Annotated in this window: 13 protein-coding genes; 8 read left to right on the top strand and 5 right to left on the bottom strand. The window is 64.0% G+C overall.

Annotation, left to right across the window (positions count from 1 at the left end; genetic code table 11):
• On the top strand, window positions 1-1,695 hold a 1,695-nt coding region (locus AC062T_RS10490), incomplete at its 5' end, for a sensor histidine kinase (RefSeq protein WP_476029812.1).
• A gap of 10 nt (window positions 1,696-1,705) precedes the next feature.
• Here the strand turns inward: AC062T_RS10490 and AC062T_RS10485 are convergent.
• Window positions 1,706-2,899 carry a pyridoxal phosphate-dependent aminotransferase gene (locus AC062T_RS10485; RefSeq protein WP_476029810.1) on the bottom strand — a complete coding sequence of 398 codons (1,194 nt, stop codon included), beginning with the start codon at window positions 2,897-2,899 and terminating at the stop codon, window positions 1,706-1,708.
• Between the two features lie 151 nt (window positions 2,900-3,050).
• Here AC062T_RS10485 and AC062T_RS10480 point away from each other — a divergent pair, with 151 nt between their 5' ends.
• From AC062T_RS10480 to AC062T_RS10460, 5 genes are all read left to right on the top strand, one after another.
• Complete coding sequence (locus tag AC062T_RS10480; protein WP_476029808.1) at window positions 3,051-4,535, top strand: S1C family serine protease; 1,485 nt, start codon at window positions 3,051-3,053, stop codon at window positions 4,533-4,535.
• A gap of 153 nt (window positions 4,536-4,688) precedes the next feature.
• Complete coding sequence (locus AC062T_RS10475) at window positions 4,689-5,714, top strand: glycosyltransferase family 2 protein (protein WP_476029806.1); 1,026 nt, start codon at window positions 4,689-4,691, stop codon at window positions 5,712-5,714.
• Window positions 5,711-6,526, top strand: a complete 816-nt coding sequence (locus tag AC062T_RS10470; protein WP_476029804.1) for a CDP-alcohol phosphatidyltransferase family protein — start codon at window positions 5,711-5,713, stop codon at window positions 6,524-6,526. The genes AC062T_RS10475 and AC062T_RS10470 overlap by 4 nt, the downstream gene beginning before the upstream one ends.
• A 26-nt stretch (window positions 6,527-6,552) precedes the next feature.
• Window positions 6,553-7,401: a glycosyltransferase family 2 protein gene (locus AC062T_RS10465; RefSeq protein WP_476029802.1), complete on the top strand. Its 849-nt coding sequence runs from the start codon at window positions 6,553-6,555 to the stop codon at window positions 7,399-7,401.
• Window positions 7,402-7,444: 43 nt separating this feature from the next.
• Entirely contained in the window at window positions 7,445-8,701 is a 1,257-nt protein-coding gene (locus AC062T_RS10460) for a hypothetical protein (RefSeq protein ID WP_476029800.1), read from the top strand.
• On the opposite strand, the gene AC062T_RS10455 is transcribed toward AC062T_RS10460, so the two are convergent.
• Complete coding sequence (locus AC062T_RS10455) at window positions 8,698-9,594, bottom strand: hypothetical protein (RefSeq protein WP_476029798.1); 897 nt, start codon at window positions 9,592-9,594, stop codon at window positions 8,698-8,700. The genes AC062T_RS10460 and AC062T_RS10455 overlap by 4 nt on opposite strands.
• A 107-nt stretch (window positions 9,595-9,701) precedes the next feature.
• Between AC062T_RS10455 and AC062T_RS10450 the strand changes: the two genes are divergently transcribed.
• Window positions 9,702-10,961: an NAD(P)/FAD-dependent oxidoreductase gene (locus AC062T_RS10450; RefSeq protein WP_476029796.1), complete on the top strand. Its 1,260-nt coding sequence runs from the start codon at window positions 9,702-9,704 to the stop codon at window positions 10,959-10,961.
• Between the two features lie 42 nt (window positions 10,962-11,003).
• On the opposite strand, the gene AC062T_RS10445 is transcribed toward AC062T_RS10450, so the two are convergent.
• Genes AC062T_RS10445 through AC062T_RS10435 form a run of 3 tightly spaced genes read right to left on the bottom strand, consistent with a single transcriptional unit; the run spans window position 11,004 to window position 13,295 of the window.
• Window positions 11,004-11,747, bottom strand: a complete 744-nt coding sequence (locus AC062T_RS10445; RefSeq protein ID WP_476029795.1) for an ABC transporter ATP-binding protein — start codon at window positions 11,745-11,747, stop codon at window positions 11,004-11,006.
• Entirely contained in the window at window positions 11,747-12,544 is a 798-nt protein-coding gene (locus AC062T_RS10440; RefSeq protein ID WP_476029793.1) for an ABC transporter permease, read from the bottom strand. The genes AC062T_RS10445 and AC062T_RS10440 overlap by 1 nt, the downstream gene beginning before the upstream one ends.
• 55 nt (window positions 12,545-12,599) lie before the next feature.
• The gene (locus AC062T_RS10435; RefSeq protein WP_476029791.1) at window positions 12,600-13,295 is read right to left on the bottom strand and encodes a phosphocholine cytidylyltransferase family protein; all 696 of its coding nucleotides are present in this window, start codon (window positions 13,293-13,295) and stop codon (window positions 12,600-12,602) included.
• A gap of 277 nt (window positions 13,296-13,572) precedes the next feature.
• On the opposite strand from AC062T_RS10435, the gene AC062T_RS10430 reads away from it, so the two are divergent.
• A partial coding sequence (locus tag AC062T_RS10430; RefSeq protein ID WP_476029789.1) for an ABC transporter ATP-binding protein occupies window positions 13,573-14,438 on the top strand: 866 nt, incomplete at its 3' end.

Genomic DNA, 14,438 nt, shown 5'->3' with positions numbered 1-14,438 from the left:
CTGTCAGACGCGCCCATGATTCGGCAGGCTCCGATCTCCGTTGCGCTCATCCTGGTGCTGGTCGTCGCGGCGATCGACGGAGGTTTCGTCGAAAGAAGCAACGCCGCCTACTGGGCGACCTGGGCGACTCTGGGCATCGCTATCGCCGTGTCCATTGTTGCCAGCGCGGTGCACAGCACGGCGCTGGGAGTCGCCGTCCCGTTCATCTCTATGGTGGCCATCGCATTCGGTCGAGCGGCGATCGGGCCCACCGTCACGCTGCTTCTCTTGCTCTGTGTGCTCTGGATCGCTCTCCTCCCGGGGCGCCGGTGGGTTGTCATTTCCGGGCTCAGCACCCTCGCCGCCGTGGCGTTGAGCTATGTCTGGCCCACCACCGTCATCGATCCCACGCACGTCGTGATGGAGCTCGTCATCACCCCCCTGATGTTCGGCACGATCGCCGCGGTCATCAACCGGGTAATAGAAGACAACAAGGCCAGGATGGAGTCCAACGAACTGCTGGTGCGGCAGCGCGAAGACGCGCTCGCCGACGCTGTTGACCTGGTCTCTCGCTTGCGCGAGAACGAGGCCCAGCTCGAATCCGCTGGCTACCTGTTCCGCAGCGTGCTGGATTCCGTGACGAGGCAGTCCGTGATCGGCACCGACCTCTCGGGGCTCATCGACGTGTGGAACACCGGTGCCCAGACCATGTTGGGGCTCAACGCTGCCGATGTCGTCGGCAACCGGTACATCCACGAGTTCCACAGGGACGAGGAGCTTCACGAGCGCGCCCGTGAACTGGGATACCCGGCGGGCGCGACGGTGTTGAACCCGGGGTTCTCCGCCCTCGTGGAAGTCGCGCGACTCGGTGGCTCTGAGGATCGCGACTGGACGTACTTGCGGGCCAACGGAGACGAGGTGTCTGCCCACGTCGCGGTGACCCCCCGCATTGATGAGAACGGTCGAACCGTCGGCTACATCTTCGTCGGCGCCGATGTCACAGATAACAAGGAGCTCGCCAAGCTCCAGGATGAATTCGTGGGTCTTGTCTCGCACGAGCTGCGCACCCCCGTGAGTTCGATCCTCGGCTACCTCGAGCTGATGCGTGATGCCACAGAACCACCGCTCTCCGACGAACAGTTGCAGTACCTGGGCGTCGCCGAGCGTAACGCGCACCGCCTGCTCAGGCTTGTCGGGGACCTCCTGTTCACGGCTCAGGTTGCCGCTCATAAATTCCCCATCGAGGCGGCGGAGGTCGATCTCAACGGAGTAGTTCAGGCATCCGTAGAGTCGGCCAGACCGGCCTCCCAGGCCGCCAATGTCTTGCTGCTTCTTCGCCCGGCAGACTCCCGCCCTGTGGCGTGGGGCGATGCGACCCGCATCGCTCAGGCGTGCGACAACCTGCTCTCCAACGCCATCAAGTTCACTCCGCGCGGAGGAACGGTGTCGGTGAATGTCTCTGTGGAGGGCGAGTTCGCCCGCATCGCGATCCGCGATACGGGGATGGGCATTCCGCCCGATGAGATAGCTATGCTCTCGACCCGGTTCTTCAGAGCGTCCACTGCCACGCGCAGCGCAGTCCAGGGTGTCGGCCTTGGACTCTCGATCACCAAGGCGATCGTTACGGCCCACGGCGGCGAGCTGTCGGCCGAGAGCGAGGTGGGCGTTGGCACGACGTTCACCTTCACGCTTCCGCTCCAGGGCCGGGCGGTCTAACCCGCGAGCCTCATCTCAGGGACCGAAGCCGCTCCGATGCCTCCTCAAGCACATCGTCACGCTTGCAGAACGCAAACCTCACGAGCGTCGAGTAGTCGGATTGCCGCTCTTGCCGCACGAAGGCGGTGAGGGGGATCGCAGCGACTCCCGCCCTCTCGGGTAGCGCGCGGCAGAACTCGTGGGCATCGGTCGCGCCTAACGGTGCTGCGTCGGCCACAACGAAGTAGCCTGCAGAGGGCACCGCGACACTGAATCCGGCTGCCTCCAGCCCGGCGCAGAGCAGGTCGCGGCGCCGAGCGAGCGTTGCGGCGGCCCCGGAGAAGAAGGTGTCGGGCAGATCGAGCCCGACCGCTATCGCGGGTTGTAGCGGAGCCGCGTTCGAATAGGTCAGGTATTGCTTCACAGCGAGAATCGCGGATGCCACGGGAGCGGGCGCTGTGAGCCATCCCACCTTCCAGCCCGTTGTGTTGAAGGTCTTTCCAGCGCTGGAGATGCTCACCGTGCGCTCCGCCGCACCCGCTCGCGTAGAAAGAGGCGTGTGGGCACTGGCGAACACGAGGTGTTCATACACTTCATCGGTGACGATGATCGCGTCGTGCCGGTGGGCGAGTTCGACGACCAGGTCGAGCGTCTCGGTGCTGAAGACGGACCCCGTGGGATTATGCGGGTCGTTGACGATAATCAGCCGGGTGCGGTCGGTGATGGCGGCGCGCAGCTGCTCATGGTCGGGCTGAAAGTGCGGGGCGCGCAGCGGCACGGTGCGGTGCACCGCACGGGCTAAGCCGATTATGGCGGCATAGGAGTCGTAGAACGGTTCGAAAGTGACGACCTCGTCGCCCGGTTCCGTGAGGGCCAAGATCGTGGCGGCCAGCGCCTCCGTGGCTCCTGCAGTGACGACAACTTCGCGATCGGGGTCAATCTCGAGGTCGTAGAACCGCTTCTGGTGACGAGCGATCGCCTGCCGGAGCACCGGGATGCCCACGCCGGGAGGATATTGATTGGCGCCGTCCAAGATCGCCTTCCGTGCCGCTTCGAGCACTTCGGGCGGGCCGTCCTCGTCGGGGAATCCCTGGCCGAGGTTCACGGCGTTCGTCGCGGTGGCCAACGCCGTCATCTCGGCGAATATCGTTTGCGCCAGCGTGCCGTCGGGGCCGAGAAGCATCGCCCCTTCTGCCGCGCGAGACCACGAGCCAGACACTGTCATTCGAACGCAACCGCCATGACAGACAGGGTAGCGTGGTCCGCGAATCGCTAGGTGGGCCGACCGTTCCGCCATGGTGAGCAGCCTCGCAGCCCGCGCATAGAAAACGTGAAGGTTTGCGGGGGAAGCTGACACCGCCTGAAAGGAGCCACCCATGGCCGAGAACCCCCAGGTCCCCGAGGACCAGACCCCCGAGAACGCCCCAGAAACACCTCAGGCACCCGAGACTTCGTCGGTGGTGCCTCCTCTGGCGCCGTCGACCGATGCCGGTCACCAGCCCGTAGCATCGCCATCCGTTGACACCACGCCCGCTGGGTCGCCCGCACAGCACACACCCCCGGCTGGCCCCCCGATGGGCCCGCCCGCAGGTGAAGCACCTCGCACAGCCGCGCCCGGAACGCCGGATGCTTCCGGCAAGCCGGAGAAGAAGCGCTCGATGGCCGCGGGCATGGTTGCCGTCGCGGCCGTCGCCGCCCTCGTCGGCGGAGCGGTCGGCGCCGGCGTCGTCGCGCTCAACATGGATAACGGCGGCGTCGTAGCAACGAACGACAGGGTCGGCACCAACCTCATGATCAACGACGTGGATAACGCCACGGTGATCAGTGGTGTCGCGGCCAAGGTCGCCCCCTCCGTTGTGACCCTGTCGGTGACGGGCGGGTCCGCATCCGGAACCGGATCTGGCGTCATCCTCACCGAGGACGGCTACATCGTGACCAACGCCCACGTGGCAACGCTGAGCGGAGCCACGTCGGACCCCACGATCAAGGTGCAGAGCTACGACGGTCGACTCTTCAACGCCACTCTCGTCGGCAGCGACCCCATCGCCGATCTCGCGGTGGTCAAAGTCGAGAGCGACGTCACGTTCCAGCCGGCCGAGTTCGCCAATTCGAACAAGCTCAATGTCGGCGATATTGCCATCGCCATCGGCGCCCCGCTAGGCCTCTCTAACACCGTAACGAGCGGTGTTATCAGCGCCCTCAACCGCAGCATCACCGTTGCATCGTCCGAGGCGCCAGACACGGAGGAGGCCCCGGACCCCGACGATGGCCAGAACGGCTTTGGCCCGTTCGATTTCTGGCAGTTCGATAACGGCCAGGGCAACAGCGGGTCAACTTCGACGTCCACCACAATCGCCCTCCCGGTCATCCAGACCGATGCGGCCATCAACCCCGGCAACTCGGGTGGCGCCCTCGTCGACGAGGATGGCAAGGTAATCGGCATCAACGTGGCTATTGCCAGCACGGGAACCTCGTCGTCCGAGACGAGCGGCAACATCGGCGTAGGCTTCGCCATCCCGTCCAACCTGGCTGAGCGCGTCGCCTTCGACATCATCAACGACGGCTCCACCTCCCACGGGTTGCTGGGCGCCATGGTTGCCGATGTCACGGATGACCCGTCCCTCGCCGATAGCGACACGACGGGAGCGGCGATTCAGGATGTCACCCCCGGTGGCCCGGCGGAGAAAGCCGGTCTCAAGGCGGGCGACCTCATCACCGAGTTCAATGGCATTCCGGTGACGGGCAAGACCGATCTCACGGCCCAGGTGCGAGTGCTTCCGGGTGGCGACGAGGCCGAGGTCTCCTATATTCGCGACGGCAAGTCCTACACGACCACGGTCACGCTCGATTCGCTTCAGTAGTCGCGGGTCGCTTCAGAAGTCGCACGAGAAGGGCGAGGTTTCGCGCACGCGATGCCTCGCCCTTCGCTTGTCAACAGGGTCTGACTGGTAGGCTCGCCCGTGTCTTCAGTGCGCTGGATGACACGCCCAATTCCCTTGTAATGACTGGAAAGCATGCCGCGAGAAACCGCTGAATACCCCGGGGTCTCCTATGTCATGCCCGTGCTCAACGAGGTCGAGCACATCGAGGCCGCCGTCCTGAGTCTCACAGGGCAGGATTACCCGGGAGAGTGCGAGATTGTGCTCGCTCTCGGCCCCAGTGTCGACGGAACCAATCGGGTTATCGAAGAGATGGCCAAGGCCGACCCTCGCATCCGCAGCATCGAGAATGAACTCGGCAGCACGCCCGGCGGCCTAAACGCCGCGATTCGAGCCTCACACTTTCCCATCGTTGTCCGTGTCGATGCTCATTCGGTGTTGCCACCGGACTACACCCGCATTGCGGTAGAGACGCTTCTGCGCACGGGAGCCGACAACGTCGGCGGCATCATGAAGGCCGAGGGGGTCACGCCGTTCGAGCGCGCCGTGGCTCACGCCTACGGTTCGAAGGCGGGGCTCGGGGGAACCCCTCACCACGTCGGCGGCAAAGAGGGTCCGGCAGAAACGGCGTACCTCGGCACTTTTCAGCGCCATCGTTTGCTTGAGGTCGGACTCTTCGATGAGGGCATCAAGCGCGGCCAAGACTGGGAGCTCAACCGTCGTCTGCGGGCGACGGGCGGAACGGTGTGGTTCACTCCCGACCTCGAGGTCGTTTACCGGCCCCGATCGAGCCTGGTTAAGCTGATCCGCCAGTTCGTGGCCACGGGAATCTGGCGGGGAGAGTTGGCACGTCGCTTTCCCTCAGAAAACGGCCTGCGATACTTCGTTCCGCCCCTTGCCGTGATCGGCGTCGTGCTCGGACTCGTCCTCGGAACGATCGGCGCGATCACAGGCAGCTGGCTGGTTTTCGCCTACCTAGTTCCTGCTCTCTACGCCCTCTTCGTGGTCGTTGCCACGATCCCGGTTCTCGGCAGCGAGGGCATTCGGGCCGCGTTATGGCACCTCGTGGCGCTGCCGTGCATACACTTCGGATGGGGTGCAGGCTTCGTGCTGGGCTACTTCAAACTCAGCCGCAACATCACGGCTCACACGGGGAGATGACGATGACATCAGAAACTCCGCGGGGACGGCCCTCGTCGATCGCCGAGCTGCGCGCCGTCGCCCAGCCACCAGAGGTGCGCCTGCGTGCCAACGCCGAGCACTGGACGGCGTCGCTTTATCTGCGCAACCTTTCCCCGTACCTCACCTGGATGCTTCTCAAGACCTCCGTTTCGGCCAACGGCGTCACCGGACTCATGATCCTGACGGGCTGGTGCACCGCCTTCGCGCTGCTCATTCCCGGTATCGCGGGCGCCGCACTGGCTCTCGTTCTCGGCCAGCTTCAGATGCTGATCGACTGCTGCGATGGAGAGGTCGCCCGCTGGCGCGGCACGAGCTCACCGGCGGGAGTGTTTCTCGACAAGGTCGGGCACTACACGACCGAAAGCCTCATCCCCATCGTCCTGGGCATCCGTGCTGCCGGCTACCCGTTCGACGCGCCAGAAGACTTCTTCTGGACTTCGCTCGGCCTGCTCCTCGCGGTGTTCATCCTGCTCAACAAGGCGCTCAACGACATGGTTCATGTGGCCAGGGCCAACGCTGGTCTTGCCAAGTTGGCCGACCGGCGTGAGGAGTCGGAGCCAGACCAGCGCATGATCGCCAAGCTGCGCCGACTGGCACGGTTCGTTCCATTCCACCGGCTTTATCACTCGGTAGAACTTACGATCTTGGTGTTCGTCGCCGCCCTCATCGGCCTTGTCATCGGCCCTGAGATCGCCGATCGTGCCCTTCTGATCGCACTCGTGCCGCTCGCAGGGCTGGCCCTCGTTGGGCACTTCGTGGCGATCATGGCGTCGAAGCGGGTGCGATCCTGACCGCCTCGACCCTCCCCACGGTCGGCGTGGTCGTGCTCACGCAGGGCAAACGCCCCGACGATCTGCGGGCGGGCCTTGAGAGCGTTCTCGCCCAGCAGGGGATCTCTGCCGACGTCGTCGTTGTCGGCAACGGATGGAACCCCACGGGCCTTCCTGACGGCGTGCGCGCACTGGCCCTGCCCGAGAACCTGGGCATTCCTGCCGGTCGAAACCGGGGAGTAGAGCAGGTCACTGGCGAGTGGCTGTTCTTTCTCGACGACGACGCGCGCGTTCCTTCCCCCACGTTTGTGACGGATGCGATCGCCCTCATGACGCAGGATCCCACGATCGGGCTCGTGCAACCTCGGGTCGTCGACCCGTCCGGCGTCACCAACCCTCGCCGCTGGGTGCCCCGCATTCGCAAAGGGGAGGCCACCCACTCCAGCAACGTCTTCTCGGTGTGGGAGGGCGCGCTGGTGATGCCTCGCGCCGTCTTCGATCGCACGGGCGGATGGGCCGAGCCGTTCTTCTATGCCCACGAGGGCATAGAGCTGGCCTGGCGGGTATGGGATCAGGGGCTCCGTGTCTGGTACGCGGGCGATCTTGTCGCTTATCACCCCGCAATCGAGCCCACCCGGCACGACTACTACTACAGGCTCAACGCCAGAAACCGGGTGTGGTTGGCCAAGCGCAACCTGCCCTGGGTGATCGCCCCGCTCTATGTCGGCAGCTGGACGGCCATTCAACTGCTGCGCTGGGCCCGCAATCCGGGGGCGCTCAAGGCCTGGTTTGGCGGCTGGCGGGCCGGATGGCGCGAGCCGGCGGGGGAGCGTCGACGCATCAGGTGGGTAACGGTTTTGCGAATGGCACGTTTCGGTCGGCCACCATTGGTTTAATAAAGTGGTGCTGCTTCATGACATCAAGACTGCAAAACGCTTGGTGACAAGCATCCTCAACTCGCGTCGAACGCGGGGTGAGCTCGCCCGCAGACTCTCCTCCGACCCCGTGATCCCGCCGGGGCGCATCGAGATCGCCGTGTACTTCGCCGATGCTGCGGTCAATATGTACCAGGTGCGCCAGTGGTATGAGCCCCTGGCAGAGCTGGCGAAGATCCACCCCGTCGCCATCATTTCGCGCTCACCGGGCACGATGCTCAAGCTCATGGACGAGTCGCCGGTGCCCGTCACCTACCGCCGCAAGGTTGCCGACCTCGAATCGTTCGTGGCCGAGCAAGACATCAAGATCGTGTTCTACGTCAATCAGAACGCCAAGAATTTTCAGATGTTCCGGTACGGCCGCATGTGGCACGTCTTCGTCAACCATGGCGAGAGCGACAAGATGTATATGACGACCAATCAGTTCAAGGCCTACGATTACAGCTTCATCGCGGGGGAGGCGGCGGCCGATCGCCTCAGCCACAAGCTGTGGAACTTCGACCTGGCAACCCGTACCAAGCAGATCGGTAGGCCGCAGGCCGACCACTTCGCTGGCACTCCGCCCTATCCCGCGGACGACCGCACCGTTGTGCTCTATTCGCCAACCTGGGAGGGCGACAGGGCCGCCGCCGCCTACGGATCAGTCGCGTCGCACGGCCCGGGCCTCGTTGCCGCTCTCTTGGGCGACCCGCGCTACCGGCTCGTCTACCGACCCCATCCGCGAACCGGGGTTATCGACCCTGTCGTCAAGCGAGCCAACGAGCAGATCATTGCGGCCATAGCCGCTGCCAACCGGGCAGACCCCACCGCCCACCACCTATTCGACAACGGACCGGCGCTGGGCTGGCAACTCGCCGATGCCGACGTTGCCATCACCGACATTTCAGCGATGGTCTACGACCGCCTGGCAACGGGGCTCCCGCTCATCGTCACTCGCCCCGCATCGACGCTTGCCGAGGTCGATCTGGCCGGTTACCTCGGCTCGGCAGAGTGGCTCGATGCGGATGCGGCGTCGAACGTTATCGATTTGGTCGAGCGGGTGCGCAACGACGAAAAGTCGCAGGCCACTTTGCACTTCTGGGCCCAGCGGCACTTTGGCGACACGACGCCAGGGGCGGCGACCGCACGCTTTCATGCCGCTGTCGAGAGCCTCATCGAGGAGTGGCACCGCCAGGCTGCAGTTCACGCGGCCGACGCCGTGCTCAGTGAAGCCGACCCTTTTGAAGATGAGGGCGACGAGGACTCTGGCGTAGTCGACTAGTCCGTGCGGCGCGCGGCAATCGCTTTGGTGATTACGGCCTTGGGTGCATTTACCGTGATCACGGCCGCCTTCACGATGCCACCCCGCACGCGAGACGCGGGCGGCATGTACGAGATGAGCGGGCGGCGGGGTGGCCGGAGCTGCTCGAGGTTCGGTGGGAACGCGGCCGGCGCTGGTCCGAACGCCTCGCGCGACGACGAGACGACCCTGCGCCCCAAAAGATGGTTTGCGGTGCCGCCGACGACCGCTCCGATGCCGAAGGGCAGCATCCGTCCCACAGCGCTGGTCCCTGTATTGCGGGCGAATCGCCCCACGAAGGCCTTCTTCATCTGATCGGCGATGGGGCCGACGAAGGCCTGCGGCATCGAACGACCAATAATGTCGCCCCAGAATGCCGTGCGCGGCAGGCCTCGCCCGGTCACCTGCGCCGCAAAGCTACGAACGAGGTCTGCGCCGGTGGTGCCGAGCATCATGGCCATCACGATCGTGCGAGCGCGGTCGGGGTCGGTCACGGCAATTCCGTGAACCTCGGTCACCGACTGCGCGAAGAGTGCGCTCGACTCCAAGAAGAACGCGGTTTCTACCCCCGTCAGGGCCAAGCTGATTCCCGTACCAACGCCGGGAACGACGGAGGCTGCACCGACTCCTGCGCCCCCTGTGGTCACCGCCGCGAGGTACTGCCGCTCGAGAATGCGGATGATCTCTGCCGGGCTGGCGTGCGGATGCCGCTGCCGCACGCTGCGCACGTGGAGCAGGACGGCCGGTCGCTGCGTCGTGAGCAGCCGATCGAATCCGCGGACCGTCATCGACTGGCCAGGATCGGCCAGATCGGCTTCTGGTTCAATAATCGGGTCGATGATGATGGGGATTTCTATAGGCCCGTTGGTACTCACTCGGACTCACTCTCGTTGGGTTTCCTCATACTAGACGCGCAAAATCGGGGTTCGCCGAATGCCATTGCTCCCGCCACCGCGGCGATATCGGGGTCTAGGGTTGGGGCATGACTGAGCGCGCGTATCAGGCGATCATTGTTGGCGGAGGGTTCGCCGGGGTTGCGGCGGCCAATGCCTTGGGCAAAGCAGGCGTCTCGACACTGCTGATTGACCGCAACAGTTACCACCAGTTTCAGCCGCTCATCTATCAGGTGGCCAGCGCACAGATCGGGCCCAATGCCGTCGCCCGGCCGCTCAGGGCGATTCTGCGCCGCCGCCGCAGCGTGCGGGTTCTCACCGCGTCCGTTACCGCGCTCGATGCGGCCGCGGCCTCGGTCACAACGGAGGACGGCGTCGTCTATACGGCCGACTTCGTAGTGATCGCCAGCGGGGCTGAGGCAAACTACTTTGGCACTCCGGGTGCAGAAGAGAACGCCTACCCGCTGTATTCGGTCACCGACGCGCTTTCGCTGGGCAGCGAGCTCTTCGACCTGTTCGATGACTCAGACCGTGACCCCTCAATCGCCGCCGAGGTTGTTGTTGTCGGCGGCGGGCCGACGGGGGTCGAGACCACCGGCGCTATCGCCGAGACCATCAAGTATGTCTTGCCGCACTATTACAGTGCGGAGCTGTCGGCCAGGGCCACCGTGCATCTCGTGGACATGGTTCCCGTTGTGCTGGGGGCGTTCTCTGAGAGGTCGCAGCGCTACGCCCGCGAGCGTCTGGAGCGCGTAGGCGCCCAGCTGCACCTCGGAGTCGGGGTCACCGAGGTCGGCCCCGACAGTGTCACGCTCGCTGACGGCACCGTCATCCCGAGCCGCATGGTGGTGTGGGCTGGAGGGCTCAAGGCCGGGCAACTGCTCACTAGCCCAGGCCTGCCGCAGGGCAGGGGAGGCCGCATCGACGTGAACCCCGATCTCACCGTTCCCGGCTTCGAGCGCATCTACGTACTCGGAGACGCAGCAAACATTACGGATGCCCGCGGCGACAAACTGCCGCAGCTCGGCTCAGTTGCCAAGCAGGCGGGGCACTGGGCCGGCCGAAACATCCTTGCCCAGCTCCGCGGAGGCACCCCCGCCCCGTTCGATTACAACGACAAGGGCTATATGGCCATGGTCGGGCGCGGTGCTGCGGTGGCCGAGATCGGTCGTCGTCGCACGCACATGCAGGGTTTCTTCGCCTTCGTTGCCTGGCTGGCGGTGCACGTGACTCTGCTCTCTGGCTGGACCCAGCGCACGAGAGCGGTGTTCGCATGGTTCGAGGATTACCTCAGCCACTCACGGTCCAATGTCGTGCTGGGAGCATCCCGCAGGCGAGGGTCAGACTAGCCCCGGCTAACCTCGGCGCAGCGTGCCTCGGAACGTAGGAGCCTAGGAGTTGTAGTCGGCGTTGTACCGCGCGAGAACATCGCCGATGGGGGCGTCGAGCACGAGCTTTCCCTTGTCGAGGTAAAGCCCTCTCGTGCAGAAGCGCTTGAGATCGCGCTCGTTGTGCGAAACGAAGAATAGTGTTCGCCCGCCCTCAAGTAGTTCCTCGATGCGCCGATAGCACTTCTCGCGAAACGCCTTGTCGCCCACCGCCAGCACCTCGTCGACCAGCAGGATGGGCTCCTCAAGGCGGGAGATCACAGAGAAGGCGATGCGGACTTTCATTCCGCTCGAGAGGTGCTTGTAAGGCGTGTCGAGAAAGTCGCCGATCTCGGCGAAGTCGATGATCTCGTCAAAGCGTTCTTCGATTTCGGATCGCTTCATTCCGTGAAGGCCCGCGGTGAGAAAGACGTTGTCCCGCACCGTGAGGTCGTCCACGAATCCGCCCGTAATTTCAATGAGCGGCGCGACCCCGCCAAAGACTCCCACGGTTCCCTCGTCCGGCAGCATGACCTCGGCAACCAGTTTGAGCAGTGTCGATTTGCCCTGTCCGTTGCGGCCGACGACCCCGATCGCCTCGCCGGATCGCACCGTGAAGTCAACGCCACGAAGGGCCCAGAATTCGCCGGGACGGCTGCGGCGGCGACGCCCCGCAAAAAGGTCCTTGAACGATCGGCGTGAGCGCCGGTTGCGTTTGAACCTGATGCCGGCGTCGTTGACGGCGATGACGACGGGGGAGTGGGCCACTAGATCTCCTTCAGCACGGCACGCTCGGTGCGCTTGAAGACGAGGATGCCCACGACGAGCAGAACGATCGACATGACCGCGCCGATGGCAACGACACCCCAGTCGAGCTGGGCAGGAAAGAATGCGGCGCGGTAGAGCGAGAAGATTCCGGCGAGGGGGTTGAAGCCTGCCCAAAAATGAAGGCTGTCGGGCAGGTCAGAGACACCGTAGATGATGGGGGATGCGTAGAAAAGAAAGCGCAGGGCGAGCTTGGTGGCCCGCTCAAGGTCGCGAAAGAACACGACGAGCGGCGCAACGAGCAATCCGATGCCCATGACCAGGATGCCCTGCAGCAGCAGGGCGAGAGGAAAGAACACGACCTGCCAGTGCAACGGGGTGCCGGTGGCGATTGCGAAGATGGCGAGGACCGGCAGGCTCGCAACAAACTCGATGCCCTTCGAGAGCACGATGCGGTTAACCCAGATGGTGCGAGGAAGCTTCGTGGAGCGCACGAGCTTTGCATCCCGGATGAACGCCCGGGTGCTGTCAGAAATTGCACCGTTGAACCACATCCACGGCAGAAGGGCCGTGAGGAGGAAGACGATGTAGGGCTGTTCGCCGACCGGGCGATCGAAGACCTGAGTAAAGACGAACCAATAGATCGTCGCCATGACGAGCGGGTCAAGCACGGACCACACATAGCCGAGGGCAGAGGTGGAGTAGCGCACCCGAAGGTCGCGGACGGTCAGCAGCCAGAGCGATCGCCGGTAGCGTTCGAATGGAGTCCACTGCGGACGCGGCGAATGGCTAACGGACACGACAGCTATCGTAGGGGGCGCCGCTGGCCTGCGGCGAACGGCAGGCGTGAGTTACCTAGCGAAAAAGCAGGTTGGCGCGCTCAAGGTCCTCGGCAAAGTCGACCTCAACCGCGTAGAGGTCAGAGATGTCGACGGGCTCGAACAGCAGGCCGTCCTGCTCGATCGCCAGCTCAATGCCGCGCTCAAAGTAGTCCTGATCGCCAACGCGACCCAGCTGACGCAGCAGCGCAGCCTTGCCGGTGCTGGAGATGTAGTTGATGCCGACGGCCTCGCCGAGACCACCCTTGACCGTCTTGGAGAGTTCTTTGATGAATCCCTCGGCGTCGACGGTGTACTTGACCTCTTCGTCAGAAACCTTTGAGGTGTTGACCGAGACGAATGACTGGTCGCGGGCAACCATCTTGGCTGCGCGCTCCAGGGCCTCAGGGTCGAAGACGACGTCGCCGTTCATCCAGAGCACGCCACCGGGGGTGGATGCGCGCAGTGCCCGCATGAGGCTCTTGGATGTGTTGGTCTGGTCGTACTGCTCGTTGTAAACGAACGACGCCTCGGGGAACGCCTCGATGATGTGCTCGAGCTTGTAGCCGACGACGATCGTGACCTTGGCGGCGTCGCCGAAGGCCTGACGGATGTTGTCGAACTGCTGCTGCATGATGGTGCGGCCATCGCTCAGTTCGGTCAGCGATTTGGGCAGGCTGCGGCCCAGGCGGCTGCCCATCCCGGCGGCGAGAATAACGATTTGAGTGCTCACAGGTGCTCTCCTTGCATAGAGTGTAAGGCCGCGGTAGCGAAGTTTCACAGGGTCCCGAGACAGGAGCCGATCGCAAGACCAGGGCTCTGAGCCAGTCGATATTCACGTGTTTACGTGCTGTTTGTGCCGCGGCTAGCGACAAGACACCTCGTTGTGCTTCTCACTACGCTACTGGGGTTCACTTGGATAAGTGCTGGCTATGCGCAGTCGTAGTCATTTTGTGACCAACCACGACATTGTGCTGCCCCTAAGGGGCCGACGTTGGTACGGTGGATCAGTGGCAAATAATCCTGATCAGAAGACGTCTTCGTCCCCCATTGAGCAGGCGCTGTCACGCTTCGATCTCCTGATCGACAAACTCGCGGAATCTCCGGAGATCGATGTTGCGCCTGCGTCGATTGAGCCAGAAACCGTCGAGCCAGAAGCCTTTGCACCAGAGCCAGTAGTGCTCGTCGAGCCAGAAGCCTTTGCGCCAGAGCCAGTAGTGCTCGCTGAGCCTGAGCCTGAGCCAGAGCCAGAGCCAGAGCCAGAACCCGAGCCAGAACCCGAGCCTGAGCAAGAACCAGCACTGACTCTCGTGCCACCACTCCCCGCCGCGGAGCCCGTTCGTGATTTCAGCTCGGCGCCCGTGGTGCTGTCGATCTCAGGCCTCGTAAAGCGTTTTGATTCCACTGTTGCGGTCGACGGCATTGATCTCGAGGTGCGCGCAGGGCAGATCTACGGACTTGTCGGCCCGAACGGCGCAGGTAAGACGACGACCCTCTCGATGGTGACCGGGGTGCTGCGCCCAGATCAGGGCGAGATTCTCGTCAATGGCGTCAACGTATGGGTATCCCCTGCCGCGGCCAAGGGAGAAATTGGCATCCTGCCAGACCGCCTCATGCTGTTCGACCGGCTCACGGGCAGGCAGCTCCTCTATTACTGCGGCGTCCTCCGCGGGCTCGATCGCAGAACTGTGCTGGCACGATCCGCCGATCTCATCGCCGCCTTCGATCTCGGCGGCGCTCAAGATCGCCTGGTCACCGACTACTCGGCAGGCATGACGCGCAAGATTGCGTTGGCCGCCGCCATGATCCATTCCCCGCGCATCCTCATCCTGGATGAGCCATTCGAATCGGTGGACGCGGTTTCGGTCGCCACGGT

It is taken from the genome of Homoserinimonas sp., assembly GCF_056262345.1.
This window is presented reverse-complemented; position numbering and strand designations above follow the sequence as displayed.